The sequence below is a fragment of the Blautia parvula genome (assembly GCF_020215665.1).
GTDB lineage: Bacteria > Bacillota > Clostridia > Lachnospirales > Lachnospiraceae > Blautia > Blautia celeris.
This window is the reverse complement of record NZ_CP084061.1, coordinates 5,528,548-5,553,043: the sequence shown is the minus strand read 5'-3', so window position 1 is coordinate 5,553,043 and position 24,496 is coordinate 5,528,548. Positions and strand designations below refer to the sequence as shown.

Here is a 24,496-nt window from a genome sequence, read left to right as displayed (position 1 = left end):
TCACTTTTGTAATTCTATGAAATATTTTTTTGTTTTTTGAAATAGTTTTATGTTTTTCTGATTAAACTTATGATAAAATGAAACTAGCAAAAATTCAAATAGTTAAAAGGATTTACCAGCCATAACTTGAAACTATAGGTACTCTATGATAGAATGATTCAAACTAATTTCCAATCCATCAAGTTTACAGTCATCTTGTGTTTAGAGTGTGTATTTTTCGTGATATTATCAGCGATATGCTGAAGGAAGGTTTCTATGACACTACAACAATTAAGATATGTGGCTTCTATAGCCGAATGCGGCTCGCTGAGCAAAGCCGCCCGGGAATTATATATTGCCCAGCCCAGCCTCTCAAAGGCCATTGCCGAATTGGAGAAAGAAATTCAAAAATCATTATTTGTCCGCACACCCCGGGGTGTATTGTTTACAGACGAAGGCACTGAGTTTCTGGCTTATGCCAGACAGGTACTTCAGCAGATGGATACATTGGAAAAGAGATACGAGATCGGAAGTGTGAACAAACACTATTTTACGGTCAGTTCCCAGCACTATCCCTTTGCCTCTGAGGCGTTTTCAAAGGTAGTTGATTCCGTAAAAGACGAATTATATGAATTTATGTACATTGAGACACAGACTCAGGACATCATTGATAATGTACATTCATTGAAAAGTGAGGTGGGGCTTTTGTATCTGAGCCCGTTAAACAGCACGGTCATAAGACGTGTCCTCAAAGAGGCGCATCTGATCTTTGAACCCATATTTGAAACATTGCCTTATGCCTGTATGCGGAGAGATCATCCCCTGGGAAAGAGGACGGGCCTTACCCTGCCGGATCTGGCTCCGTATCCTTTTCTTTCCTATAATCAGAGCCACAGTAATACTTATTCCATGTCGGAAATTATACTGGAGCCCTTTCACATCAAAAAACATCTGATCGTGTCAGACCGGTCCAGCGCCACCAGTCTGATGCTTAACAGTGACGCCTACTGTATCACAGCAGGCCCTTATCCTGGCACCCTGCATGATGAGAGCTGGGTCTATATTCCCATATACGGCCAGGAAAAACTTACTGTGGGACAGATACGCAATGAACATATGATGATCAGCAAGCTGGCGCTTCGCTTTTTAGAGGCGCTGCAGGATATCGTCGGAGATATGTAAGCTGCATCACTGCCCCTCCTGGCACAGCATCCCATGCTGCCGGGAGGGGTTCGTTTTATTCTCAGCTTCCAACCGATTTATAATGCCTCACCCCCAGTTTCCACAGCCCGAAGCACGGCAGCAAAAATACGCCTCCCAAAAGCGGCAGAAACATGTAAAATCCCCTGCTGTCCTTGTCAAGGATATAGCAGATCGGATAATACTGAATCAGTGCATAGGGCACAACAAAAGTACAGAACTGCAGCACCCTTTTCCCATAAATGGCAACCGGATATTTCCCATACTCACGCGCCCCGTCCGTAAGCACATTCATGAATTCCAGCCCTTCAATGGTAAAAAAGCAGATCGCAGCATATATCAGAAAAATCCCTGTAAAGACAGCCGTTCCGCCAAGCAGCATAAACACCACAGTCAGCACTTTATCCCAGGTCCATTCCACATGGCTTTTGGCAATTCCATAGGCAAACATCACCACAGCCTGCAGCATTCTTCCGATTCTGGTAAGCTCGATCTTACTTGCCAGCACCTGAAATATTTCATTCCTCGGACGCACCATGATCCTGTCAAATTCCCCATTGCTGATAATAGAAGAAAACGTATCAAACCCTCTGGCAAATGCCTCCGCCAGGGAAAATTCCATCAGTGTGACAGCAAAGCACAGAAGCACCTGACTGTATGTAAATCCCTCCACCTCATGAAACCTCTGAAACATAAAATACACGCCCAGAAACACATTAAAGGACACCAGAAACTGCCCCACAGCCGTCAGGCAGAAGGACGCTTTATACTGCATCATACTCTGTATCTGAATCTGCAGATACTTCTTATATAACCGTAGATATCCCATCCTCTCATCCTCCCTGCACTGTGATCTTCTTCTCTGCCCTGCGCATCAGAAGTTTGCCTAAGAGGACCAGAACTGCCAGCCAGAACACCTGCAGCGCCAGCGCCAAAACCGCGGCTTCGCCTGCCAGATCGCCGCTGTAAATGCGCAGCGGCACATTCTGCATGGAGGCAAAAGGCAGAAGCTCCAGAACCGTTCTCACAGAGTCAGGAAAAAACGGAAGGGGAATGATGCTCCCCGCCAGCAGCTCTACTGCGGAGACAGCCACCATCCGTACTCCGTCCGGTGAAATCGTAAAAAATGTGACCACATAGACTAACATACAAAAAGCTACAACCACCAAAAAGCCCAGAAGCATTCCCGTCAAAAACAGAACCGCTGCTTTTGGGGAGACCGGCAGTGTCATTCCATAAGGGGCAGGCAGGAATCCCGCAGCCAAAAGGATTGGCATACACCGCAGAACCGCCTTGGATATCCGGTTGGCAGCACTCCTTGTAAACCACATGGTATAGATATCCATGGGACGGCACATTTCGTAGGACACATTTCCGTTTTTAATGCAGTCAAAAATCTCATTCTCCATAAGCCAGGCCATGAACAGGGCCAGAAAAGCCTGCTGAAGCCATATGTAGGAACAGGTCGCCTGCAGTGTCATGGGAAATGCTCCCGGGTCTGCCCGGTAAAAGGCCCGAAACACCAGCACCTCCATCCCACCCCATACAAACTGCGTCACGATTCCCGCTGCCGCCGCTGCCCGGTACTGAAGGCCCATGGAGAAACGGATTCTGAAAAAGGACAGATATTTTCTCATACACACCGCCTCCTTATATCCGGAAACGGCGGTACAGATCCGCCACTGCCTGGTCCAGCCCCCTGTCCGCCCCCGGTATGTCATCCAGCGTACCATCCAGCAGGATTTTTCCCTTTCCGATGAGAATGATCCTGTCTGTCAGCGCCTCAATGTCCTGCATGTCGTGGGTGGTCAGTATCACCGTTGTTCGGTATTTTTCATTGCATTTGACGATGAAATCCCGTACTGCCAGTTTTGAAACTGCGTCCAAACCAATAGTTGGCTCATCCAGAAACAGGATTTTAGGGCTGTGAAGCAGAGACGCCGCGATCTCACAGCGCATTCTCTGGCCAAGTGACAACTGTCTGGCCGGTGTTTTCAATAGTTCCGACAAATTCAGCAGAGATGTAAGCTCCTCCAGATTGGCCTGATATGTATCTTCGGATATACTGTAAATATCTTTCAGAAGCTCATAAGAATCAATAACCGGCACGTCCCACCAAAGCTGCGTCCGCTGCCCGAAGACAACCCCGATATCCTTTACATGGGCAGTCCGGTTCTTCCATGGAATCCTCCCGTTGATGCTGCACACACCGCTGTCCGGTGTGAGGATTCCGCTGAGGATTTTGATGGTGGATGACTTTCCCGCGCCGTTTGGTCCGATATACCCAACCATTTCTCCCTCGCTGATGGAAAAGGAGACGTCATCCAGCGCTTTCACTTCCTCGTATTCCCGATGGAACAGAGTCTTCACTGCCTGCCCAAAACCGGCTCCGCGTCTGGCCACACGGAACGTCTTGCACAGGTGCTGCACTTCGATCATTTTGTTTTTCCTCCTGGTTTTGGCAAGCCACGATATCCCTGGATTTTGCCGGGGAAACCCGTGGCAGAGCCTTCCCTTTACCGGGAAAGGAACTTTAGTGTAGCACTCAGGCAAACAGGTGTCAAGATGCCCTGCAATAAATTAAAGGCGCATACAGTCCCGGACCATATGCGCCTCCACATTCTCATATATTTTCTCAGTTCCCCTGCTGTATTATGGGCCTGTCATTCTGCTTTTCTGACTGCCTCACGGACCTGCAGCACCATGCCGGGAGCTACGGAAAGTTCATCAATCCCCATCTGCAGAAACTCTTTTGTCAGGGACAGGTCTGCTCCCAGTTCCCCACAGATTCCGACCCAGCATCCATGAGCATGTCCATTGTCAATGACCATGCGTATCAGCCGCAGAAGTGCCGGATGATGGGGGTCATAAAAGGCGTCAAGCCTTGGGTTCTGTCTGTCGATCGCCATGGTGTACTGACTCAGATCATTCGTCCCAATGCTGAAAAAGTCCACCTCTTTTGCCAGCATATCGCTGATGACAGCTGCTGCGGGCGTCTCGATCATGATTCCCTGTTCCACATTTTTGTAGGGGATATTTCTGGCATCCAGCTCCTCTTTTACTTCTTCTACTATTGCCTTGATCCTGCGCACTTCCTCCACAGAGGTGATCATGGGATACATGACCGCGATCTCTCCGTAAGCACTGGCCCGGAAAATAGCCCGAAGCTGGGTCTTGAACACCTCCGGCTCCTCCAGACAGATACGGATGGCCCGGTAACCCATAGCAGGGTTTTCCTCCTGCCCGAGATGGAAATACTCTACCTGCTTATCCGCACCGATATCCAGCGTCCTGATGATCACTTTCTTTCCGGCCATCATTTCTGCTGCCAGCTTATAGCTCTGGAACTGCTCCTCCTCAGTGGGGTATGTATCCTTTTCCAGGTAAAGGAATTCACTTCGGAAAAGTCCGATACCCTCCGCGTCATTTTCCAGTACCGCCGCCACATCCGATACACTGCCGATGTTGGCGTAGAGATTGATCTTTCTGCCGTCCGGGGTTACGGTCAGCCTGCCTTTTAACTGCTGCAGAAGTCTGGATCTCTCCCTGTCCTCCTGCTGTTTTTTCCGCATTTTTTCCAGTGTCTCCTCATCCGGATCAATGTAGAGAATTCCCTGGTACCCATCCACTATGGCCAGTTTTCCGCTCCACTCCTCCTTAACCGGAACGCCGATGAGTGCGGGAAGATTCATAGTCCTGGCAAGGATCGCCGTGTGGGAATTGGAAGACCCCAGTTCCGTCACAAAGCCCAGCAGCCTGGATTTGTCCATCTGTACGGTCTCACTGGGCGCCAGGTCTTTTGCGATCACAATGACCGGCTCCCGGCCTATGCTGCTTCCTGCCCTTTTATTTGACAGGATACCCACCACACGCTCGGAAATGTCCTTTACATCCGCTGCCCTTGCCTTGAAATATTCGTCATCCATCTCAGCAAACATCTGGGCAAAGTTATCGCCGGTCACAGCCACAGCATACTCAGCGTTGACCTGCTGGGAAAAGATGATGTTCTTTACAGAATCATTGTAATCCTCATCCTCCAGCATCATGGCATGTACCTCAAAAATCGCCGCATTGACTTCCCCGACTTCCTTCAGCGCCTTTTGGTAAAGTTGCTGCAGTTCCTCCACCGCACGGTCTCTGGCTGTTTCATAGCGTTCAAGCTGTGCCTGGCTGTCCTCCGCTTTGCAGCGTTTTACCTGCTGTTCACCTCTGGAATAGAAATAAACTGGACCGATCGCAACACTTTTATAAATTGATTTTCCGGTATACTGCTCCATGATAGCTTTCCTTTCTTTTCCCTATGCTTTGCGCCTTTATTTACAGGTTCTCCTCAAAGAACTTTTTGAGTATTTCCAAATCCTCTGTATTGTCTGTGGAAATGACGATCTCATCGCCTTTTTTCACTCCCAGTCCCATAACTGCCATGAGCTTTGAGGCATCCACAGTCTTCTCACCTTTCGTGATCGTGACAGCGCTGTCAAAACCTTTTGCCATCTTAGCCAGCATTCCTGCAGGTCTTGCGTGAATTCCGATTTCGTCCTTGATTACATAATGAAAAGATCCCATATTTTTTTCTCCTTTTCTTTGGTTTGATGCTGCATGTCAGCCATAATTATTGTGAAATGGCACATGCACCTATTGTTTCATTTATCATAAGCCCGTTAAGCATGTCTGCTTCTTCATCGTCCAGATATTTCCCGCATTTTGCAGGCCCCGGACCGAAAGCTGCCTTACGTCACTCTCTGTATAATATCTGGAGGTGAATACATATTCTCCCTCGTTCAGGTAAATTTCCATAAGTGAGGTATCCGCCAGGATACGGATACTGTAAAGCTTTGGTACAAGCGCTTTTCGTACCTTTCTTCCGGCTCCCATGGCCCCTTCAAAAGACAGGAAAAAGACGCCGTCCTCATATTTGAGTACACATTCCTCTTCTATTATTATGATAAAAGACCTGGAATCTGTCTCCTTGATCTCCCAGTCAAAGCAGGAATCCTCAACCAGAATCCCCTGTGTTTTTTCCGGATCCCGGTCCTGTCTGCTGCTTGAAAAAAGCTCTTTTTCCCGCAGCATTTCTGCCTCTTTCACAGGATACTGATACACTTTTCCATTCTTCCATTTAAGCTCCCTCGGTATAGTAAAGGCGTGCTGCCACCCCTGTTCCACCGTTGGATTGTTGTATTCTTCTTTGATATCAGGCAGGCCAGCCCAGCCTACAAGGATCCGTCTTCCCTTTTCATCCCTGAATGTCTGTGGGGCATAAAAATCAAATCCCATATCCCATTCCCGGAACTCTTTCGGCTCCCCTTCTTCCATCCATTTTTCAGGTAGTATAAAGTATCCGGACTGGTAAATATTCTGCCGGCAAAACTCTTCTCTTTTCAGCCCCTGGGGCGATACAGAGAGCAGCCACTGCCCATCCAGACAGAAGGCATCCGGACACTCCCACATGTAACCAAAAGGCTCCCTGGTAGTCACTTCTCTTACAAATTCCCAGTGTTTTTTATCTTTGGATGCATATAAGAGCACGGCTCCCCGGTTGTCCTTTTTCCTGCCGCCCAGTACCATATAACAGGTATCCCCTGCTTTCCATACTTTCGGGTCACGGATATGGTTGGTATATCCTGTCGGGTAGTCTTTCATTTCCAGCAGACATTCCTTTTCCCGGAAATGAATGCCATCCTCACTGCATGTATATATCGTATTGGCCTCTCTGCCGCTGTTCACATAGTCATAATCCCCATCCAGCTTTACATTTCCCGTGTAAAAGATGTCCAGCAGCCCGTCCTCCGTAAATGCGCAGCCGGAGTATACTCCATGGCAGTCCCAGGGGCTGTCCGGCAGAAGCGGTGTTCCCTCATACTGCCAGTGCACCAGATCTGTGCCGGTATATTCTCCCCACACTTTCAGCCCGCCTTCCGGGTCAAAAGGGGAATACTGGAAAAAGAAATGGTATTTTCCCCTGTAAAAACAAAGTCCGTTCGGGTCATTGAGCCACCCTGCCGGGGGCATGATGTGGAAGCGAAGCCTCCACTTATCCTGGCCCGGCCGGTTCTGATATTCCGTCTCCCTGCGGCGTATCACCCGCAGCAGCGTATCTCTCATCACATTCATATCTTACCGCCTCTACTTTACTGTGATTGCCCTGTCAAGTACCTGAATCTCTCCGGCTGCCTCCATGACAACCTCCTGGTAATCATCTGTGTTGGTGACAATAACCGGTGTGGTGATATCATATCCAGCCTTCTTAATATCCTCTATGGAGAAAGTAACAAGGGGCTGACCGGCATGTACACTATCGCCCTCACTGACATGAGTTTCGTAATATTTTCCGCCCAGCTCCACAGTGTTGATTCCTACATGAATCAGGATTTCTACCCCATCTGTGCTGGTAAGTCCCACGGCGTGTTTTGTATCAAAGACAGTCTCCACAGTACCGTCAAAAGGTGCGTATACCGTTCCCTCAGACGGGATCACAGCCATTCCTTTTCCCAGAATCTCACCGGCAAATGTGGAGTCTTTTACCTCTGTCAGAGGAATTGCATTTCCTTTGAGCGGGCTGTAAACCGTATTTTTTTCGCATCTAAATTCTGCCTGTGCGCTGCTGTTTTCCGTCTCACTGCTGTTTTCTGTCTCAGATTTCTGCTCTATACTCTCTGCCGCGGGTATCTGTTCTTCTCTGTATAAAACCCAGGAAATCACAAATGCTGTTATCACCGAAGCCGCAACCACCATAGTATACTGTACTGTATAATCCGTGGTAATCAGATAGCCGAACAGCCCTGTGATTCCGTATGCGGAGGCGCCCACGCCGGTAAGTCCGGCCATCAGGCCGCCCACAGCTCCGCCCACGCATCCGGCGATAAAACACTTCATATAACGCAGATTGACACCAAAGATGACCGGCTCCGTAATTCCCAAAAAAGCGGAGAGGGAGGAGGGAAGTGCCAGTGCTTTCAGCTTCTGGTTCTTTGTCTTGAGAGCCATGGCAAGAGCCGCGGCCCCCTGTGCCACATTGGCCGCTGTGGCAATAGGCATCCAGATATTCAGCCCTTTTGAACTTAAAAGTCCGGCCTCCAGAGCGTTATACATGTGGTGCACACCTGCAACCACTGTGGGCGCGTATACAGCGCCGGCCAGAGCGGAACCAATGCCCAGAGGCAGCGTGATCAGGAACTGCACACCGTCCAGAACTCCGTTCTCAATCCAGGAAAAGACAGGACCAAACACGGTAAGCGTCAGATATCCTGTGGCCAGAACAGTCACCAGGGGCGTCACGAAAAGGTCAATGATCTCAGGGACAATCTTATGCAGCTTCTTCTCCAGCATGGACATAAACCATACGGCGATCACCACAGGAATCACATGCCCCTGATATCCTACCAGGTTGATCTGATACAGGCCAAACCAGGCATCTGCTGTCGGAATTGTCTCCGCGGAGGCCACAGACCAGGCATTCATCAAATCGGTATGGATCATGATCATACCGATGACAGCTCCAAGGAAAATGTTGCCTCCGAAGACCTTCGCCGCACTGATCGCTATCAGGATTGGAAGAAATACAAAGGCCGCATTGCTGAACAGATGAATGATCGTGTAAGTCCCCGACTGTGTCATAGCCGGGAATACTTTGCCAAGCCCTTCCAGAAGCCCCATCAAAAGACCGCTGGCCACAATGGCCGGAATAATGGGAACAAAGACATCCCCCAGGGTTTTGATCAGCCGCTGGAAAACATTCTGTTTAGAAGCCGCCGCCTGCTTCACTTCCTCTTTACTGGCAGCGGAAATCCCGGCAATGGCAATGAACTCATCATAGACCTTGTTCACTGTTCCCGTTCCCAGAATGATCTGGAGCTGCCCGGAGGCCTCAAAAACCCCCTTTACTCCCTCCACATTCTCCAGAGCCTCTTTGCTGCATTTTTCATTGTCGCCGATAACCAGACGAAGCCTGGTGGCGCAGTGTGCAGCGGATACAATATTCTGCCTGCCGCCGATGTTGTCATAGATCTGCTGTGCAATGCTTCTGTAATCCATGCCTTTTCTCTCCTTTTCATGTTATCGTTCCCATATACATATCTAGTATTCTTTTATTTATCCTTTTGTATTCACGCTTTTATTATATGGAATCGTTCTCATATATTGTTTTCATTATATCCGAGATATCCGTCTTTGTAAATTGATAATCCTCACAAAACTGAAAGGCAAAAATCATGCATTTTTACCAAAGAACCTCCTCCCGCCTGTAGGACTGCTTTCCCCGTCCAATAAATTGAAAAAAACCGGAATACCCCATATATGGGATATCCCGGTCACTTTGTTCCATTTACTGTTTTTCGCTGTCTTTTTCTGCTTCTCCCATTAACGAGTGGAGTTCTTCCTGATCACCTCAAAGCCCATCTTCAGCTCTTTGTTCACCGTTCTGTCTGTCTCAAGTATGTCCACCAGCATGGACGCAGCCTCCATCCCGCTTGTCTTATAATAAAAATGCACGGTTGTCAGGCTGGGCGTCACAAGCTTGCCAAGCGGTGTGTCACCTATTCCGACAAGCTGGATATCCTGTGGAATCGATTTCCCAATTTCTTTTAAATAGGACATAGCTCCGATGGCAATATTATCTGTGGCACAGAAGACGGAATCTACCTGAGGCACAGCTTCCAGAAGTTCTTTCATCTTCTCATACCCGGATTCAATACTGAACTTTGCCTCAGCCATCTGCTCCGGCCTGCAGACATTCCCCGCTTTTTTCATAGCTGCCTCAAAGCCCTTCTTCCTGCCGAGTCCCGCAGCCTCATCCTTTGTGGTCACGCCGATAAAGCCCACGGTCCTGCCCTTTTCCAGCAGTAACTGTGTCACTTCCCTGGATGCATGGAAATCATCATGATAGACACAGGAATAGCCATCCAGATGCTGTCCCAGGATCACAACCGGAACCCTGCACTCCTTCAGAAGCTTCTTATGCCTGGCGGTAAATATAGTGGCAATAAACACAATGCCGTCCACCTGGTTATCTTTAAACAGGTTCAGGTATTTCAGTTCCTCCTCCACACTGTTGTTGGTATTTGCCAGAAGAAGCTGATATCCGTTCTTCGCCAGCACGTCACTGATACCTGCCACCATGCGGCTCACCGTGTCGGAATTGATTTTCGGAAGGATGACGCCCACAAGCCTGGTCTTCTTCGTGCGGAGCATCTGTGCCTGGCTGGAGGGCTGATATCCTGTCTCCTCAATCACCTTCCTGATCTTTTCTTTTTTCTCTTCACTTACATAGCCGTCATTGAGATAACGGGAAACCGTGGCCCTGGAAACCCCCGACAACTTTGCAATCTCATTGATATTCAACGCTCATCCTCCTGAAAGGCTTATTTTATCATGATTATAACCTGCCGAAATTTATAAATCAAGTTTTGATGACCGTTTAGTATTTTGAAGACCATTTGGAGTTAGTGTTCACACATCATCCGGAATGCACCAGCGTTTCAGATGAGCTGCAAAGCAAGGATGCCTGCCCGTTATATTTTGGGATGTACGTATAAATTTAAATTTTTTTCCATTATTTATCTGTAAAAACAGAAGCAGCAATCGGTAAAATCCATAAGATTACATATAAAATCCAGCGTTTTTTTAATTTTATCTGTAATGCAAGTAAATACCACACTCCAACCCCTTAATTTTACATACCAAACCCAGCATGTTCTTTCATTTTATCTGTAATGCAAGTAAATACCACACTCTAACTCCTTGATTTTACATACGAAACCCAACATGTTCTTTTAATTTATCTGTAATGCAAGTAAATACCACACTCCAACTCCTTAAATTTACATACGAAACCCAACATGTTCTTTTAATTTACCTGTAATGCAAGTAAATACCACACTCCAACCCCTTAATTTTACATACGAAACCCAACATGTTCTTTTAATTTATCTGTAATGCAAGTAAATACCACACTCCAACCCCTTAATTTTACATACGAAACCCAGCATGTTCTTTCAATTTATCTGTAATGCAAGTAAAGACCATACCCCAACCCCTTAATTTTACCTGGGAATCCCAACTTGTTCTTTCAATTTATCTGTAAAGCATGGAAAATTCAAGTCCAAGGTCCTGTACTTCCAGTCCCCAAAGCTATATTAATGAATAGAAAAACCCTGTCACAACAAAAAACTCAGCAAAGGAGATGCCATGTTAGAAAAAATCAAAGAATTTTTCAAAAGGGACTGGTCACTTGCGGAGAAGCTCCTCATCCTTCTCTGTTTCTTTTATCTGGGCATTATCAAAGGATTCCTGTTAGCTCCCATAAAAAAGGGTGTCAGCTGCGGCAACAACAACGGGAACAATTACCCGAGATAAATCCGCACGGCATACCCCTCTTCCCATTCCTTTTTCACAAATTCCACCCTGCCGTTATGGGCCTCCACGATCTGTCTCACAATGCGCAGTCCCATAATATGCACACGGGAACTTTCCGGTGAATCCGGATGTTTCAGCGCCCGGAGGATGGATTCCGGAATCCCGGGGCCGCTGTCTGAAAATAAAATACCGGCCCTGTCCCCCGCAATTTTCATTTTCACATAGACGGTACATCCCCCCGGGTTATGCCGGATGCTGTTTCCCACCAGATTCCGAAAGGCGCGCATGAGAAGCCCCCTGTCTCCGGTCAGCCGCAGGCGCTCCTCCTTTGGCCCGATCTGCAGTTCTATCTCGTATATATCATCCAGTCCCTGATTATAATAATCCGCCGCACATTCCCGCAATAGCTCTGCCGGTGCATATTCTGTGACAGACAGCGGCTGGGCATGGTATTCCAGCTTGGAGGTCAGGTTCAGGTCTGATATGAGCTGCCGTATCACAAGGCTCTGCTGCTGTATCACGGCCGCTTTCTCCCGCTGCGCATCCGACAGCCCTTCTTCCTTCTCCAGTTCATCCGCATAACCCACGATCAGTGCAAGCGGTGTCCTGATATCATGGGAAACCCCTGCGATCCAATCCGTTCTGGCATTGTCCCTCTGCTCCAGCTTGCTGTTCTGCAGACAGAGTATCTCTGACGCCTGATTCAGTTTCGCCGCCAGCTCATCAATCATCCCTTTTTCCGGAATCTCCACCTTCTCTTTCTTGGAAAGCGCCTCAATCCCTCCCGCAACAGGTTTTAAGGCTTTGTAAAAACGGTACCCGAATGCCAGTGCCAGGCAAAGAAGCAGCAGCAGATTCAAAATACAGAATATCCCTGCATTCCATTTTGCATTTCTCATCAGCGTGCCGTCCCAGATTGTGCTCAGCCTCACAATGCTGCCCTTGCTGCAGCCAAATACCAGAAGTCCGTCCCCATGCCGCCAGACATAGACCGGATAATCTTCCAGATACCAGCGGCTGAATGAGGCCACATCCGGTATGCCGAACTGCCTTGGTATTTCTTTCGGAAGTGCATACTCCCACACGGCTTTCCCGTCCCGGTCAAGAAGCATTGCCCACTGAAACGATGTCTCTTTTAATATGTCATACCCCTCCTGTGACAGCCCGTAACCCTCCCCCTGCCTGTGGATCCGGCTGCTTATCTTCTCCATATTCTGCCGTACGGTCATTCCGCTGTTTTGGTTCTCCCCCTCTGTTATACTGGTATATGCCATATATATAAACACTGCCAGATTGACAAAAACGACAAACACGGTAATAAATACAGCCGTCAGGATATACCTGCGGCTGATTTTCCATAGACTTTTCATCTCTGCCCCTCCTCCTTTTTCAGCCTGTAACCAAGGCCCCTGGCTGTCTGGATCCAGACAGGATGGGACGGGTCTTCCTCTATCTTCTCCCGCAGATGGCGGATATGCACCATCAGCGTATTTTCATATCCGTAATAGGAATCCTCCCATACAGCCTGGCAGATCGCGTCAAATGTTACAATCTTCCCCCGATTCTGATTCAGCTTTTTCAGCAGAAGCAGTTCCTTTGCCGTGAGGGAGACGCTTATTCCTTCTGCCGTCACCTGGGCATTTTCAAAAGAAACTTCACGTTTTCCCATAATCAGAACCTTTTCCTCTTTCGGAAGCTGTACCGAAGAGAAATAGACACGCTTTAAGATGGCATGTATCCTCAATAGCAGTTCCTGGGGCAGAAAGGGTTTGGTGATATAATCATCCGCCCCCAGGCCCAGCCCGAACAGGCGGTCATTGTCCTCATCCCTGGCGGAGAGAAACAGAATGGGCACCTGGGACTGCTCCCTGAGTCTGCGGAACAGGGTAAATCCGTCCCCGTCCGGAAGCATGATATCCAGGATCACAAGCTGCGGCTCCTCCTTTAAGAAAACCTCCAGCCCGCTGCTGCAGCTTCCTGCTGTATATATGCTCTCAAACCCGCTCTTTGTCAGGATTCCGCTGATCATGGATACCAGCTCTGCGTTGTCATCTATCAATAAAATTTTACAGTCATACAAATTCATCCGTCTTCCCTCCTTCTGCCTTTATGATAAAACATTTCCCGCCTGATATCCACAGAGACCGGAAAATTTAAGGTAAAAATAAGGCAGCCTTCAGTCCTGATTAAGTTCCCTGCTGTAACATGAATGCAGAAATCAGAAAAGATAAAAAGGAGGCAGAAATATGGGAATTGTCATTGAAACATCATCCCTTACAAAACAATATGGTAAAAAACAGGTGGTAAAAGACCTGGACTTAAAAGTCCCCGGGGGCAGTATCTACGGATTCCTCGGCCCAAACGGCGCCGGCAAATCCACCACCATGAAAATGATCCTGGGCCTGGCAAAGCCCACATCCGGCACGGTCACAGTCCTTGGAAAAACGGTGAACAGCAGGAACCGCCTCTCAATCCTGAAGGATACAGGCTCCCTCATAGAATCCCCTTCCTATTACGGACATCTGAGCGGCAGGGAAAATCTGCAGGTCATCTGCACTCTGAAACAGGTCCCGGAAAGTGCCATCGACGAGGTTCTGCAGACAGTGCGCATGGAAAAACAGCAGAACAAAAAAGTGGGTCAGTATTCCCTGGGCATGAAACAGCGTCTGGGACTGGCAGCCGCCCTGCTGGGCCATCCCCGCATCCTGCTTCTGGATGAACCCACGAACGGCCTTGACCCGGCCGGCATCCAGGAGATGCGTGAGCTGATCTGTACCCTCCCGTCACGTTACGGCATGACCGTCCTTGTATCCAGCCATCTCCTCTCGGAAATTGACCAGATGGCAACCTATGTGGGTATCATCAGCAAAGGCTCCCTGGTCTTTCAGGATAAACTGGCCAGCCTCCATGAACACAGCAAGGCCCGCATGAAGCTGCGCACCACAGATGACCGGCAGTCCTTCCTGTCCCTGAAGCATTCCGGACTTCCGGTGGAGATTGAAAAAGAGAATCTGTATCTCTTATCTGACAGAGACGAGGATATTCTTCACGCCGGAACTATTCTGTCTGAAAACAAACTGGGGATTCTTCGTCTGGAGGAGCAGCAGAAAAGCCTGGAGGATATTTTCCTCAATCTTACGGGAAGGAGCATCAGTCTATGAGTAAAATAAAAAGTGGTATCAGCAGTTCCTTTACTGCTGAACAGCAAAAACAGCGCCGCCGCAGAATCTGGATTGTCCCCCTGGGTTTTCTTGTCATTCTGTTTCTATGGGCCTTTATAGGGAAACGCTCTTTATCCGCAGAAGACCTGGCTAGGGGGTATTCCTATACCCTGTATCAGTTTCCGCTGCTGAATGTAGTGCTGGTACCGGTTATGACAGCCGTTATTGCCAGCCGGCTGTGTGATATGGAGATCAAGGGAAATACACTGAAACTGCTCTGCACCCTTCAGAAGCGAAGCAGCTTTTACGACTGGAAATTCATCCACGAACTGAAATATCTGCTGATCTTCACCATAGGCGAAGGAATCCTGGTTCCCCTCATAGGCATGTTCTGCCATTTTACACAGAAACTGCCTCTGCCCCTGGTATTTCTGCATGTGGGAACCACCACACTGGTGAGCCTTGTACTTCTGACGCTGCAGCATTTTCTGTCCCTGATGTCGTCCAACCAGATTTTACCCCTGCTTGTGGGGCTTATCGGATCGTTTCTGGGGCTGTTCTCCATGTTTTTTCCGCCCAGAGCGGCGCGGTTTATCCTCTGGGGGTATTTCTCGGCCTTTTCCCCCTACGGCATGGATTACGACAGCCAGACCCGTGTGATGTCTTTTTACAGAATTCCCTTTCCGACGGAAACCTTTGTGCTGTTTATATTGTTCGGCCTGTTATTCTTTGTGGTCTGCCGGACTGTCTTTGTAAAAAAGGAGGTGTAAGATATGTTACGATTGTGCGTCAAAGCGGAAAATAAAAAGCTGCGCCATTCTGTTATATGGGCAGCCTGTATTCTGATTCCCATCATTCCGGCTATTATGGGAACCTTCAATTATCAGCAGAACCTGGGCATCCTCACCGGAAAATGGTATTCCCTGTGGTCCCAGCTTTCCCTGTTTTATGCCAGTTTCTTCTATGCGCCCCTGATTGCCCTGTACTGTTCCTATCTCTGGCGTCTGGAACACCTGAATCACAACTGGAATGTACTGATGACCGCGCCGGTTTCCATTCCCAATATCTTTTTTTCCAAGCTGGCAGTCATCTTTAAGGTGACACTCATCACCCAGATATGGCTGGCTGTGCTCTTTCTTCTCTGCGGAAAACTTATCGGGCTTCCCGGGTGGGTTCCCTCCCAGATCCTCGTCTGGATCCTGCGCGGAACTCTGGCGGCTATGGCGATCGGCGCTCTGCAGCTGCTGCTTTCCATGTGTATCCGAAGCTTCTCGGTCCCCATCGGGATTGCCTTGGCAGGAGGCGTGGCAGGACTTGTGATCAGCAACAAGGGGCTTGGTCTGTACTGGCCGTATGCCCTGATGCTCATGGGAATGAACTCCAATAAAAATGAAGATACACTGGCAGGTCATTCCCTCTCCTTCTTCCTGAGCGTCCTTCTCTTTTTCCTGGCCTTTTCCGGCATCAGCATTCTGCTGCTGAAAAAGAGAGATGTAAAAGCATAACCGCTAAATCTTTGCTTTCCTGATCTGTCCCCAGAGCCCCCAGGCTCCCAGCAGGATCACCGCAGTCATAACACCGGTAAGCAGGCCTGCGTCTATCTGATGCAGTGCCAGAACAGCCAGAATAGGGATCATGCCTCCCACAAGGCCGCCCAGCGTTCCCGCCATGGCCGGCAGGCTCTGCTTCACCAGTGCGGTCTCGGATGTCCAGTTATAATCCGGCATCTTCAGATTGATGAACATTCCCCAGAGGGAATTAAAAAGCGCGCACACCACAGGGGTGACAAACATCAGAATCCTCATGGATAATGCCATGGGGAAGCGGATATTGATGATCAGTGCTGCCAGAAGCGCTGCCGGAATCTGCAGTGTAAGGTTCATCAGGATCTTGCTCTTGCATATGGTGATATCCTCAATGGGCATGGATTTCAGTATCCATAGATTTTTCCCTTCCAGTGAAAGAGAAACACAGGTAGTACAGCTCATGGATATCAGGGCACTGATGGCAAAGGGCAGAATCCTGGCTGCCATTTCTGCCATGTTGGGAATTCCCGTCATCTGGTCAAGCTGGTCAAACCTTACAAAGATCAGGGCAATGGCCAAAACAAGAGTCATCAGGCACCCCATCCCCATATTCAGGCAGTAGATCGTGGAGGAAAAGAAGCGTTTCAGCTCTTTTTTATAGAGGGCGTGGATCTGAGATGATGCCTTCAGCTCCGTCAGTTTATAATTGGAACGGGTATGGTATGTCACCAGTGAGGTGTTCAGCTTTTTGTAAACCGGGGATATGAGCTTTACAAAGAGATAAAACCATAACAGGGACCCCGCCAGAAAAGCTGCCATGGCTGCCGCATTTCCCCTGGCTATGCCCTGGAAAAACAGGGCTGCCGGTGGGTAAATCCTGTGCACCTGCGTAAGTATCATTTCACTGATGGAATGTATTTCAGGCATATCAATAGTCTCTGCAAACTGTCCCATTCCCACAGACAGCACCAGCACTGCCAGTGTTCCGATCACGGAAACCACCGTGACCACGGCATTTGCATACTTAAACCTGGATGAAAAAAGTATGATGAGCGTTCCCAAAAGAGCCGCAAGTGTGGTGGGGATCAGCGGAGCCGCCAGGATTCCCAGTATCCACTCCGGATAAAAGATTATCCCCGGTGCTGCCCAAACCGCATACCCAATCCCCATGGGAATCAGAATAACGGCTGTCAGCATCAGATTCAGGACATACATGGTCATAAACCGGCTGGCGATCACCGTGCTGGTCTTAACCGGCAGGGACATCACCATATCATATTCTTTATAGGCAAACAGTACGCCGTTTGTCTTGAGTGCCGTAAAAAACAGAGTGATCAGCCCGGTAATGGCAAGGCCGTAGCTTGGGATCACCTCAGCCATTCCCATGCTTCCCAACCCGTAGGAAAGCATATAGGCATAGAAGACAAGCATGAGCAGGACAATCCCAATGGCAAAGGAAGTCATTTTTCTTCCTCTGGACTTCAGGCTCCTTCCGAACTCATTTCTCATCTGCGTCTTAAAAAGCAGCCAGCATTTACTCTTTGTCATGGTCGATCACCTCCAGGAACAGGCTTTCCAGAGATTCATCCTGGGTCAGCTCGGCAGTGCTGCCTGCAACCATCAGATTTCCGTTTTTGATGATAGCGATCTTATTACAGAGTTTTTCCGCCACATCCAGGACATGGGTGGAGAAAAAGATGGCACTGCCGTTCTCACACATCTCATGCATGACTTCCTTTAATGTATGGGTTGCCTTGGGGTCAAGCCCTACGAAAGGCTCATCCAGTACCATAAGCTTTGGTTTGTGGATCAGAGCGGAGATGATGGCAGTCTTCTGTTTCATACCATGGGAATAGGAAGAGATCAAATCCCCCAGGCTGCTGGTGATCTCCAGCATATCACCGTATTTCTGGATCAGTTCCTTCCTCTCTGCTGCAGGGACCCCGTAGATATCACCGATGAAATTCAGATACTGGATGCCTGTCAGGTGTTCGTACAGATCCGGATTATCCGGAATATATGCCAATATCTGCTTACACTCCACCGGAGACTTTCTGATATCCCTGCCGTCAATGAGGATCTCCCCTTCCTCAAACTCCAGAACCCCTACGACTGCTTTTATAGTGGTACTCTTGCCGGCTCCGTTATGGCCGATAAATCCATAGATATCTCCGGCTTCCACATGCAGATTCAGACCGCTGACTGCACGTTTTCCGCCTTTGTAGGTTTTTGTAAAATTTCTGATCTCTAACATTTTCTTTCCTCCCGGCCTGAGCCTTCTTACTTTTTCTTTTCCTCTGTTACCGGGGATGAAATCAGGGTGAGCTTTCTCGGCTTCCTTTTTCCATCCGGCTGGTTATTCATGACGCTGCTGTACAGCTCACCCAGTTTCCCGAAAAACTCCTGAAATTCTTCGTCTGACAGGAGAAAAACCGCGGATGTCAGTGATACCATATCCTTCTGCGGGTCCGCATCCTCCCGCTTCAGATACCGCTGAAATTCTCCCATAATACTCAGAAGAGAGCTGTGTATGAGCTGCGCTATCTCCTCTTTCCCCGGCTCTCTGCCGCCCATGGGATTCTCCTGATTGAGCTTATAGACCTTCTCCACGGTTCCCCGTTTTTTATTTTCCTGCACTACCTGTATCAGGCCCGCGTCCTCCAACATTTTCATATGCCTGTACAGGCTGGCCTTCGGCACATCACTCAGTTCCTCCCCAATCTGCGCTGTCGTCCCCTGCTCATGAAGAATGAGGTACTGGGCGATCCGTATTCTCACCGGATTCATGACGATCTTCGCCAGGTCTGTTCCTTCCATTTGCCACACCTCCTGTTATTCTATACTGCGGCTTAACGTTTTCAATTTATATAATATTCTCATTTTTGATAATAATACACTTCCGGAGATTTGTCAACACAAAAAACGCACCGCAGAGGGTGCGTCTTTCGATTCGTTACTTATTCACAGCCCTGCAAAAAGCGCAGTTCTGTGAACAGTAACACGCTTCGCGATGCACAGATATGGAGCATTCTGCCCCATATCGCGCTGGCTGCCTCGGGCTTTTCATGCCTTTGGCCTGAAAACACCTCGCGGAACAGTGGCCGTGAATAGTAACTTCGATTCTTCTATGTCAGGGGAAACAATGACTTTTCAAAGTCTCTCACATAATATTTTATGTTCGTTCTCCCCTTCCGGGCAATGACATGCCCTTCCGCCTCCAGTTTTATTTTCTGTGCCTCCACGCCTCCCGGATACTTGGGATTCAGTTCACCGCCTGCCTTCAGAGTCCGCCAGTAAGGCGTGATATCCTCTGTTCTCTGATGGCTGGCCCAGGCCGCTATGGATACGAAGATGCCGGCTGTGATAGGGTCTGTAAAATCAGCACCATTGCTCCTCGCAAAGTAACTGCGGATCTCCCCCACTGTGGTCAGCCTTCCCCCCGGTATCCGTTTCATAATTTCATCGTAATGAACCGGCGGTGCAAAATACATTCTGCTGCCTCCGTACTTCTGTATGGTTTTTTCATCCGTCACAATCTGTACCTTCGGCATATCTGTGTCTTTGTGAAGCATGGCATTGAAATCCTTCTTGTCTTCATTCGCCATATAAAACACCTCCTTTATGCTCTAAGGATACCCGCTTCCGGATAAATATGCAATGAGACGGTTTTGATTTATACCGTATACCGCAGAATTGTTTTCATTTTTTTCGGCGCTGTACGGCTCATATCTTTCAAATAGATTTCCCTGTGTGTCTTACTGCGCCTTTTTAAATGCATTTCCTCCAGAAAAAGGTCCATCTTTCGGAAAGACTCCGGCTCATCATCAAACAAACCCGTGTGAAGGATCTGTACGCACCTGCCCTCCTCACAGATTTCCCAGGTGATCTCATCCAGCAGCGGATTTGGTTTCTTCTTTTTCACCGCTGCAAGAGCCGCCTCATACATCTCCTCTGTAATGCAGTCCGGCTGCCGTATCATGATCGTGTAGCGCAAATGCTCCTTGTCCTCCAGCACATGTGCGTCCGCTCCCGTCTCTTCCTCCATATCCCAGACTCCCTCAAGCGGGTATACGGCAAATTCTTCCATATCTGCATCCCTGTTTCCCATACCTTTTCGCTCTGCCTTATACCGCATTTTTATACTGTAAGCCAGAGAATAAAGAGCTCCCACACGATTTGAAAAGTCCTCATGGTTCGGATTTCCTTTTCCGCTTATCATAAGGAATCTCTGTGCCGGAACACAAACTTCCTCCGGCATTTCCCCCGGGCTGTATAATTTCTTTTCCTGTTTTCTCCAATCATATTTCATAACTTTTCCTCCTGGACTGCTTCTGCGTTCTGCCGGTTGTCCGGCTGCCTTTTTCTGTTTCCTGCATCTATATTACAAGTATAGCACGCAAACGCGACATCTATCTGTCATGTTCAAAAAGACCGCTGCATTTTACTGCCCCTTCTGCACATCCCCATAATACTTCTCCCATTCCTCCTCCGTAAACCTAGCCGTATATGCGGGAATCCTATTCTCCTCTGACGGAAGAATATGATTGGATACATACTGCCACTGCCCGTCTTCCAGCAGCCGCACAGTGACTTCATGGGAATAGGCCCGGTCCAGGTTCTCTTCTGCCCATACCGCGTCCGTCACAAGCGTCAGCGTCCCGTCCTCATTTTCCCGATACGCTGTCACCTCAGGATATGGCATATCGCTGAAAGAATACTCATACCATCCCCTCTTATGCCATAAATATTCCTCTGTCTCACGGTCAAACGGTTCCCTCTCCCTGAGCACATCCGCCGGTATCCTGAAATAAGACACAATCACATTTTCCAATGACTCCGCCGGTACCCTGCGGGTATCCAGTGAGACATTCAACAGCTCTCCATATTTCAACTGATACAGCGGCTCATACAAATCAAAAAAATCCAGCTCCCCATAGTCCTCCTCACTCCATTCTGTCAGGAACATATTATTTCCCTTATATCCTATGGGCATCAGATATTTCAGACCGTATGCCCTGCATTTTTCATCCAGCGGCTTTATCCGTACCGCATCGTGTCCCAGGGGACCGTCATACCCCTCCGGAAGATCTTTTTCATAGAGCAGATATCCCTTCTGTGTATACGCCCAAAATGCCGCCTCATAAGAATCCGCTTCTTTTATCTCCGGCTTCTCCCCCTGCCAGTCGAGTGCTGTCTTTCTCACTTCAAGCTTTTTCTCCTCCGCGGCAAAATCTATACGCAGCAGTTCTCCGCTTTTCCGGATCTGGATCAAAAAAGCAGACACCTTTTCCCCATTCTCTGCCTTCTCACAAAATTCTTCCATAATTTCCGGATTCTCCATATTGATCTGATTCTCCATATCCACGACTGCAAATCCTGCGCTTCCTATACACGCTGCCATCTTCTCTCTTGTCCCTATCTCCATCCATTCATCTGCGTTTTCTGCCTCTGTGTATATTTCCCTATACTCTTCCAGTACGTTTTCAGGGAGAAATTCAGCCTTCTCATTCTTCTGCCCCCTGACATTGTCATCCACCAAAAGCTTCCCGCACCCCGCCAAACTTACGCATAAAATAAGAATGAAAAACATCCGGCGCCCTTCGGTTGTTCTGTTTCTCATATACTATCCTCCTTATTATTACATTTGTAAGATTAGAATCCAAAGAAAAATCATGCCTTTTCCGGCACGATTTTCTGGATGCTTGTCTAAAGCTTACACTTATATGGCCTCAAAGTCAATAGAAAACATGAGGGGGCAGAAAAAATACTTTCTGCCCCGGTCTTTACATCAAAGCCAACATCGTTTATGCATCCAGGCAGTCATTAAGCTGACAGGACACATTCTGTAATTTTGCCTGAAGTACGATCTCCAGTCTGGAAACCGTCCCGATCATACTTGTCACAGAGCTATTGAGCTTGAATAATTCCTCATTGGTCACGTCTTCCAAATTGATAAACGCCTGCATTTTCTGTCCCTCTGCATTTAGAATGCGGGCAAGGGCGGCTTCCTGCAGCGCAACGGATTCTACCAAATCTACAAGGGCCCGGCATCTGGGTGTCAGAATGCTTATCGTTACGGTGGATGAGTTATTGTCCGGATTGGGGTCCGGTGTGGAAGAGGTCACAACAGCGGTGTTAACAATAGTTCCCGCTGCCTGAGGGCTTACGATTCCCCGGATGAGGATAATCCGGTTTTCTCCCGCTTCAAGGGTGCCAAGACTCAGTCTTCCGCTCCACGGATTGAAAACAGTACCACCATTTACAGAATATTCCGCATCTGTAAGGGATGGGGGTACTGCATCTGTTAAAAGAACATCTTCAGCCGGAGACGGGCCTGCATTTGACACAGTAATGGTATAGGTTAGCTGTGCCCCCTGTCCCGCAGTGCTTTCACTGGCTGTCTTTACCACAGACAGATCCGCCAGCGCCCCCGATATCAATACCGGGACCTCATTGGATTCCACCTGGAAAGCAGCAGGGATTCCGCCCTCCACAGGCGTATAAGAGTAATTAATAGTTGCCCGGTTGATCGTGGGATTCTCTTCCGGTACCGCATTGGCCACTACAGAAAATCTGACCGCTGTGGTCTGGCCGCCGGCAATATCGGGCAGTGAAAATCCCTCCGCCGGGTCTGCCTGCGGAAATGTGGTCCCATTGATGGTCACACTGCCCGGAACGAATGTCAGTCCCTGGGGTACCAAATCACGGAAGAATACATCTGTAAGCGGATTCTCACAGGTATTTGTCAATGTGACGGTATAATCAAAAATTTCTCCGATACCTGCAGCCGAGGTACTGGCAGTCTTCACCGGAACAAATTGGCGTACCTCTATTTCCTGGAATGCTACATCATCAATGGCATAATCATTCCCGATCACCTCGGGGCCTTCACTCAAAAATTCCACTGTGAGACTGGTATTGTTCCCGGAGTTGAGGACTGTACCGAACTGCTTCCATTCCGGTGCATTTACATTTGGCGGAATCAGCAGGCCCAGCGTTGCGCTGTATAAGATATTACCGTTTCTGTCCAGAACCCGCACGCCCAATTCCGGATTGGGATAACCTGTAACCCTGAACAGATTCAGTATCCATGCAGTAAACAGATAGCTGGTGTTTTCCTCAACATCCACCGCGGCACGGAAAAATACAGCGCCGGGGTTGTATCCGTTTACCACCATCATTCGTCCTGTTTCATTGCCTTCCGTATGGTCTGCGATCCGCCACCATGCGCCAATCTGCTCACTTCTGGCATCATTCATAATATTTTCTACTGTATATTCCCCGCCCATAGGCGCAAAAACATCCGGATTCGGCAGCACATAAGTGAAATCCGGCGTCACATCAGGATATGGCTCAACCGGTACTCCTGTATTGGCAGGCGTCCCCGCCGGAAAACTGCCGAAAGTGCCGTTATCCGCGGCTTCAATGAGATTTTCCCCTGATACCACCGCACACAAATCTACAAGTGCCCCAATAGGCGTATAGATCACCGGGCCGTTCAGAAAGTTCTGATTCATCACATCTGCCATGTCCACTGTCACAAACAGAGTATCCGGCGTCACTGAGTCAAGATTGGTTGAACCGACAGGCGGATTCGTCACCGTACTGATGGGCGGGTTCACACCCTGCGGTATGCTTCCTGTCTCCGCATCGGCAAAATTCCCCGGTGATGGAACGCCTCCCTGTGTTCCGTAGGATTCTACCACCCTGTAATTTCCCGGGGGTACATTGATAAAAGAATAATTTCCATTTGCATCCGTGAGAACGGTAAGCCTTTCATTGGTGTCTACATTCTGCAAAACAACCGGAATATTGGCAATTCCGGAATCTCCGCTGTTGACAGTTGCACTTCTGTCCCGGTCAAATATCACTCTGCCTGCTACTACTGCCATCAGCTTTCCCCTCCTGTTCCATTCATACTGCTGCTCGTCACAGAAGGACAACGGACAAACAGCTCTAATTTACTCTGGAGTATCAGCTCCAGCCTTGTGACCGCGCCTGTTATGAGTTCCGCAGACTGGTTCATCCTCATCAGGTCTTCCGGAGATGTTCCCTCCATGGAAATAATTGCCTCCATCTTTTCCCCCTCCGCGTTCAGAATGTGGGAAAGTGAAGTTTCCTGCATAGCAACTGATATTATCAAATCTGTTACAGCCTGGTCCAGCGTAGTGTCCCCCGGCATAATAATGGGCATACCCATAAAATATCCCCCTAAATATTCATATTCTGAGCAAATATCTGCTCATTATTTATATATATGCAGGTACTTGCCTCCAG

The 24,496-nt window shown here is 48.5% G+C and carries 23 protein-coding genes; 5 read left to right on the top strand and 18 right to left on the bottom strand.

The features are described from left to right. Nucleotides 1-255 precede the first annotated feature (255 nt). Nucleotides 256-1,161, top strand: coding sequence for a LysR family transcriptional regulator (locus LC508_RS25285; RefSeq protein ID WP_103732833.1), 906 nt, complete (start codon nt 256-258; stop codon nt 1,159-1,161). Nucleotides 1,162-1,222: 61 nt separating this feature from the next. Here LC508_RS25285 and LC508_RS25280 read toward each other — a convergent pair whose 3' ends face one another. The 8 genes from LC508_RS25280 to LC508_RS25245 all read right to left on the bottom strand — a co-directional run bounded on the left by LC508_RS25280 (nt 1,223) and on the right by LC508_RS25245 (nt 10,518). Further along, nucleotides 1,223-2,008 carry an ABC transporter permease gene (locus LC508_RS25280; protein WP_103732834.1) on the bottom strand — a complete coding sequence of 262 codons (786 nt, stop codon included), beginning with the start codon at nt 2,006-2,008 and terminating at the stop codon, nt 1,223-1,225. Nucleotides 2,009-2,012: 4 nt separating this feature from the next. Then, nucleotides 2,013-2,816, bottom strand: a complete 804-nt coding sequence (locus LC508_RS25275; RefSeq protein WP_103732835.1) for an ABC transporter permease — start codon at nt 2,814-2,816, stop codon at nt 2,013-2,015. A 13-nt stretch (nt 2,817-2,829) separates the two neighbouring features. Next, nucleotides 2,830-3,618, bottom strand: coding sequence for an ABC transporter ATP-binding protein (locus LC508_RS25270; RefSeq protein WP_054350845.1), 789 nt, complete (start codon nt 3,616-3,618; stop codon nt 2,830-2,832). A 224-nt stretch (nt 3,619-3,842) separates the two neighbouring features. Further along, nucleotides 3,843-5,456: a phosphoenolpyruvate--protein phosphotransferase gene (gene ptsP / locus LC508_RS25265; RefSeq protein ID WP_103732836.1), complete on the bottom strand. Its 1,614-nt coding sequence runs from the start codon at nt 5,454-5,456 to the stop codon at nt 3,843-3,845. Between the two features lie 40 nt (nt 5,457-5,496). Continuing rightward, nucleotides 5,497-5,745 (bottom strand): HPr family phosphocarrier protein, encoded by a 249-nt coding sequence (locus tag LC508_RS25260; protein WP_033142191.1) that lies wholly within the window; start codon nt 5,743-5,745, stop codon nt 5,497-5,499. Between the two features lie 84 nt (nt 5,746-5,829). Beyond that, nucleotides 5,830-7,293 carry a glycoside hydrolase family 32 protein gene (locus LC508_RS25255; protein WP_103732919.1) on the bottom strand — a complete coding sequence of 488 codons (1,464 nt, stop codon included), beginning with the start codon at nt 7,291-7,293 and terminating at the stop codon, nt 5,830-5,832. A 12-nt stretch (nt 7,294-7,305) separates the two neighbouring features. After that, a complete protein-coding gene (locus LC508_RS25250) occupies nt 7,306-9,213 on the bottom strand; it encodes a PTS beta-glucoside transporter subunit IIBCA (protein WP_103732920.1) in 1,908 nt (635 codons plus the stop codon). A gap of 324 nt (nt 9,214-9,537) precedes the next feature. Beyond that, on the bottom strand, nt 9,538-10,518 hold the full coding sequence (locus LC508_RS25245; RefSeq protein ID WP_033142194.1) for a LacI family DNA-binding transcriptional regulator: 981 nt from the start codon (nt 10,516-10,518) through the stop codon (nt 9,538-9,540). Nucleotides 10,519-11,364: 846 nt separating this feature from the next. Between LC508_RS25245 and LC508_RS25240 the strand changes: the two genes are divergently transcribed. Next, a complete protein-coding gene (locus LC508_RS25240) occupies nt 11,365-11,532 on the top strand; it encodes a hypothetical protein (RefSeq protein WP_181014500.1) in 168 nt (55 codons plus the stop codon). On the opposite strand, the gene LC508_RS25235 is transcribed toward LC508_RS25240, so the two are convergent. Both LC508_RS25235 and LC508_RS25230 read right to left on the bottom strand, forming a co-directional pair. Further along, entirely contained in the window at nt 11,520-12,902 is a 1,383-nt protein-coding gene (locus tag LC508_RS25235) for a sensor histidine kinase (protein WP_103732553.1), read from the bottom strand. The genes LC508_RS25240 and LC508_RS25235 overlap by 13 nt on opposite strands. Then, on the bottom strand, nt 12,899-13,618 hold the full coding sequence (locus LC508_RS25230; protein WP_103732554.1) for a response regulator transcription factor: 720 nt from the start codon (nt 13,616-13,618) through the stop codon (nt 12,899-12,901). The genes LC508_RS25235 and LC508_RS25230 overlap by 4 nt, the downstream gene beginning before the upstream one ends. A gap of 160 nt (nt 13,619-13,778) precedes the next feature. On the opposite strand from LC508_RS25230, the gene LC508_RS25225 reads away from it, so the two are divergent. The 3 genes from LC508_RS25225 to LC508_RS25215 are packed head-to-tail and all read left to right on the top strand — an operon-like array spanning nt 13,779 to nt 16,198. Beyond that, nucleotides 13,779-14,693: an ABC transporter ATP-binding protein gene (locus LC508_RS25225; RefSeq protein WP_033143259.1), complete on the top strand. Its 915-nt coding sequence runs from the start codon at nt 13,779-13,781 to the stop codon at nt 14,691-14,693. Beyond that, nucleotides 14,690-15,463 (top strand): ABC transporter permease, encoded by a 774-nt coding sequence (locus LC508_RS25220; protein WP_054350838.1) that lies wholly within the window; start codon nt 14,690-14,692, stop codon nt 15,461-15,463. Before LC508_RS25225 ends, LC508_RS25220 begins: the two co-directional genes overlap by 4 nt. Nucleotides 15,464-15,466: 3 nt before the next feature. Further along, complete coding sequence (locus LC508_RS25215) at nt 15,467-16,198, top strand: ABC transporter permease (RefSeq protein WP_103732555.1); 732 nt, start codon at nt 15,467-15,469, stop codon at nt 16,196-16,198. 3 nt (nt 16,199-16,201) lie between these two features. On the opposite strand, the gene LC508_RS25210 is transcribed toward LC508_RS25215, so the two are convergent. From LC508_RS25210 to LC508_RS25175, 8 genes are all read right to left on the bottom strand, one after another. Continuing rightward, the gene (locus LC508_RS25210; protein ID WP_103732556.1) at nt 16,202-17,767 is read right to left on the bottom strand and encodes an ABC transporter permease; all 1,566 of its coding nucleotides are present in this window, start codon (nt 17,765-17,767) and stop codon (nt 16,202-16,204) included. Further along, nucleotides 17,754-18,473 carry an ABC transporter ATP-binding protein gene (locus tag LC508_RS25205; RefSeq protein WP_103732557.1) on the bottom strand — a complete coding sequence of 240 codons (720 nt, stop codon included), beginning with the start codon at nt 18,471-18,473 and terminating at the stop codon, nt 17,754-17,756. Before LC508_RS25205 ends, LC508_RS25210 begins: the two co-directional genes overlap by 14 nt. A gap of 26 nt (nt 18,474-18,499) precedes the next feature. Beyond that, complete coding sequence (locus LC508_RS25200; protein WP_054350833.1) at nt 18,500-19,036, bottom strand: helix-turn-helix domain-containing protein; 537 nt, start codon at nt 19,034-19,036, stop codon at nt 18,500-18,502. 308 nt (nt 19,037-19,344) lie between these two features. Further along, nucleotides 19,345-19,824: an MGMT family protein gene (locus tag LC508_RS25195; protein WP_054350832.1), complete on the bottom strand. Its 480-nt coding sequence runs from the start codon at nt 19,822-19,824 to the stop codon at nt 19,345-19,347. A 68-nt stretch (nt 19,825-19,892) separates the two neighbouring features. After that, nucleotides 19,893-20,528 carry a GyrI-like domain-containing protein gene (locus tag LC508_RS25190; protein WP_103731875.1) on the bottom strand — a complete coding sequence of 212 codons (636 nt, stop codon included), beginning with the start codon at nt 20,526-20,528 and terminating at the stop codon, nt 19,893-19,895. Between the two features lie 132 nt (nt 20,529-20,660). Next, complete coding sequence (locus LC508_RS25185) at nt 20,661-21,839, bottom strand: DUF6070 family protein (RefSeq protein WP_103731876.1); 1,179 nt, start codon at nt 21,837-21,839, stop codon at nt 20,661-20,663. A gap of 184 nt (nt 21,840-22,023) precedes the next feature. Beyond that, a complete protein-coding gene (locus LC508_RS25180; protein ID WP_054350828.1) occupies nt 22,024-24,111 on the bottom strand; it encodes a DUF11 domain-containing protein in 2,088 nt (695 codons plus the stop codon). Further along, on the bottom strand, nt 24,111-24,419 hold the full coding sequence (locus tag LC508_RS25175) for a hypothetical protein (protein WP_103731877.1): 309 nt from the start codon (nt 24,417-24,419) through the stop codon (nt 24,111-24,113). Before LC508_RS25175 ends, LC508_RS25180 begins: the two co-directional genes overlap by 1 nt. Nucleotides 24,420-24,496: the final 77 nt, after the last annotated feature.